4 protein-coding genes are annotated in these 2,096 nt (G+C 63.7%); 2 read left to right on the top strand and 2 right to left on the bottom strand.

From position 1 onward, the window contains the following. Nucleotides 1-489 (bottom strand): hypothetical protein (locus AC2SGK_RS18200; protein ID WP_488324787.1); only part of this gene is annotated, 489 nt, incomplete at its 3' end. 116 nt (nucleotides 490-605) lie between these two features. On the opposite strand from AC2SGK_RS18200, the gene AC2SGK_RS18195 reads away from it, so the two are divergent. Next, nucleotides 606-833, top strand: a complete 228-nt coding sequence (locus AC2SGK_RS18195) for a hypothetical protein (RefSeq protein ID WP_488324786.1) — start codon at nucleotides 606-608, stop codon at nucleotides 831-833. A gap of 96 nt (nucleotides 834-929) precedes the next feature. Continuing rightward, nucleotides 930-1,484, top strand: a complete 555-nt coding sequence (locus AC2SGK_RS18190) for a DUF3489 domain-containing protein (protein WP_488324785.1) — start codon at nucleotides 930-932, stop codon at nucleotides 1,482-1,484. 115 nt (nucleotides 1,485-1,599) lie between these two features. Here the strand turns inward: AC2SGK_RS18190 and AC2SGK_RS18185 are convergent, their stop codons facing one another. Further along, complete coding sequence (locus AC2SGK_RS18185; RefSeq protein ID WP_488324784.1) at nucleotides 1,600-2,043, bottom strand: hypothetical protein; 444 nt, start codon at nucleotides 2,041-2,043, stop codon at nucleotides 1,600-1,602. Nucleotides 2,044-2,096: the final 53 nt, after the last annotated feature.

Below are 2,096 nucleotides of genomic sequence, written 5' to 3'. Positions count from 1 at the left end.
GACATGGGCTTCCAGCACCCTCTGCATGATCGCGGTCTCGATCGTCACCGATGCCCCGGATTGCCGTTCCACCTCCGCCATGATCTGCGCCGCCATCAGTGCGGCTACCCGTCCGGGCCAGGTCACCCAGACATCCCGTTCCTGCCGCGCCAGGCGGAAGACAAGGGTCTCCGCCCTTGCACGGTCGACCAGCGTGCCCTTCTTCTTCTGGACCGCGATCTGCTTGTCCTGCGCGGCATAGACTGTCAGCAGCGTGCGCGCCTTGATGTAGGACGAGGTCTCGCCCGCACCGCTGGCTAGCCCATCCCCACCAAGGCTGCGGCGCTGCTGGTCGGGGTCGGTCATCTCGGCCCGCCGCACATCCGAGGCCGCGGCGTTGATCGACCCGTCGTCATGGATCACCAGCCGCCCGTTCTTGCGCGCCTTCTGCACCCCGCCGCGAGACAGGCCGGAATGGGCCGCGTACTCGCGTTCGCTCATGCCTTTCATCGCGCAGATAGTCCGATCAAGCTCATGATATCGCTTGGTATTCAGTTGATTAGACAGCGCGATAGAGCGAGTCTGATCTCGAGGAAACGATCCAACTCAGCGAAGGACGCCCCGCCATGACCACCCGCCGCGCCAGCGACAATTCCAAAGCCCTCGACGCCTTCATCGCCGCCAAGGCCGAGATCGACATCATGCTGGAGCGCCTGAAGGCCCTCAGTGACGACCATTTCGATACCCACCCCGACGAGATCCATTGGGGGCATGTCGGCACGCTGAAGCACTACGCGGGCCTGCTGCGCCAGATCACCGACAGCGCCTTCAAGGAAGGCGAACACGCCGCCTGACGCGCCGAAACGGCGCGATGGCCGCCCCGTCCGACGACGGGGCTTGCCTCCGTAGAAGGCGCGCAAATCGCGCGCCACAGCGCCCGGAGGCCCCCGATGACCACCCCGTCCGACACCCAGTCCCTGATCCTCTCCCGCGCCGCGACCCGGCCGGGGAACCTCGCCCTGCCGCTGCCCGAGGGGCTGGTCGGCGCCGCTGCCAAGATGGTCGTCGGCAAGATGATCGCCCGCGGCTGGCTCGAGGAGGTCGAGGCCAACCTTCGCCGCGGCGAGCCGATGTGGCGCGAGACGGGCGACGGCCATGGCACCACGCTGATCGCGACAGAGGCCGGGCTGGAGGCCATCGGGATCGAGCCGCTGGCGGCCAGCGCCGTCGCCAGCGCGCGGAAGGCGAAGTCGAGGCCGCAGGCGGAAAAGACGCCCGACGACACCGCGAAACCGATCGCCATCCGCGCTGGCACCAAGCAGGCCCAGATCATCTCGATGCTCCAGCGTCCCGAGGGAGCGACGGTCGCCGAGATGGTCGCGGCGACCGGATGGTTGGCGCACACGGTCAGGGGCTCGATCTCGGGGGCGCTAAAAAAGAAGCTGGGTCTGCCCATCACCGTGGAGAAGGTGGAGGGCAGGGGGACGTTCTATCGGATTGGGTAACGGCATCTACGGAACATAGCCACCTGTCGGCTGCTCTCCGTCCTGTGTCCGCACGTTACGTTATCCTCGTTCTCCAGTGCGACTGAAGGCTCCCTGAAGGCCACTGTTGGTACATCTAGATCTCGGTGTGGACGGCGCCCAAAGCCGCCGAGGGTATCAACGCCAACACGGCGGCCAACTCGGCCTCCTGGACGAGGAAAGGCATGCGTGTCGTTCCATAATGCCTTGCAAGATGGAAGCGGTGCATTCCTCCCTCAATATGAATTTGACCTTGGACCTCCCTGAGCAAGGGCGGTGTTACAGCAGTCCCCTTCAGCCACCGATATGCGATACCGCAGCTCTTCCTTTTGTATTGAGCATGCCATGGATCCTTATCCCTGCTTGCAGCGGTTGTGAGCCTGCGATTCACCTCGTCGATATCGGCTTCGATTATGACGAAAGCGGCTGACGCGTGATTGCCAGGATACGCTCCGTCGAGCGCGAGATAGAATTTTTCCGGGGTCAGGTCCCACACTGCTTCTAGTACTACAGTTGCATTTGCCTTGCGTTTCTGGTTCATCTTTCTCTGGGATTGGGAGGGATTGTCATGTCTGTTGCGGATTGGTCGGGCAG

Source organism: Paracoccus sp. NIOT.M2S5SZ12 (assembly GCF_057748165.1).
Note: the sequence above shows the minus strand (reverse complement) of the source record. Positions and strands in the feature narration are given on the sequence as shown.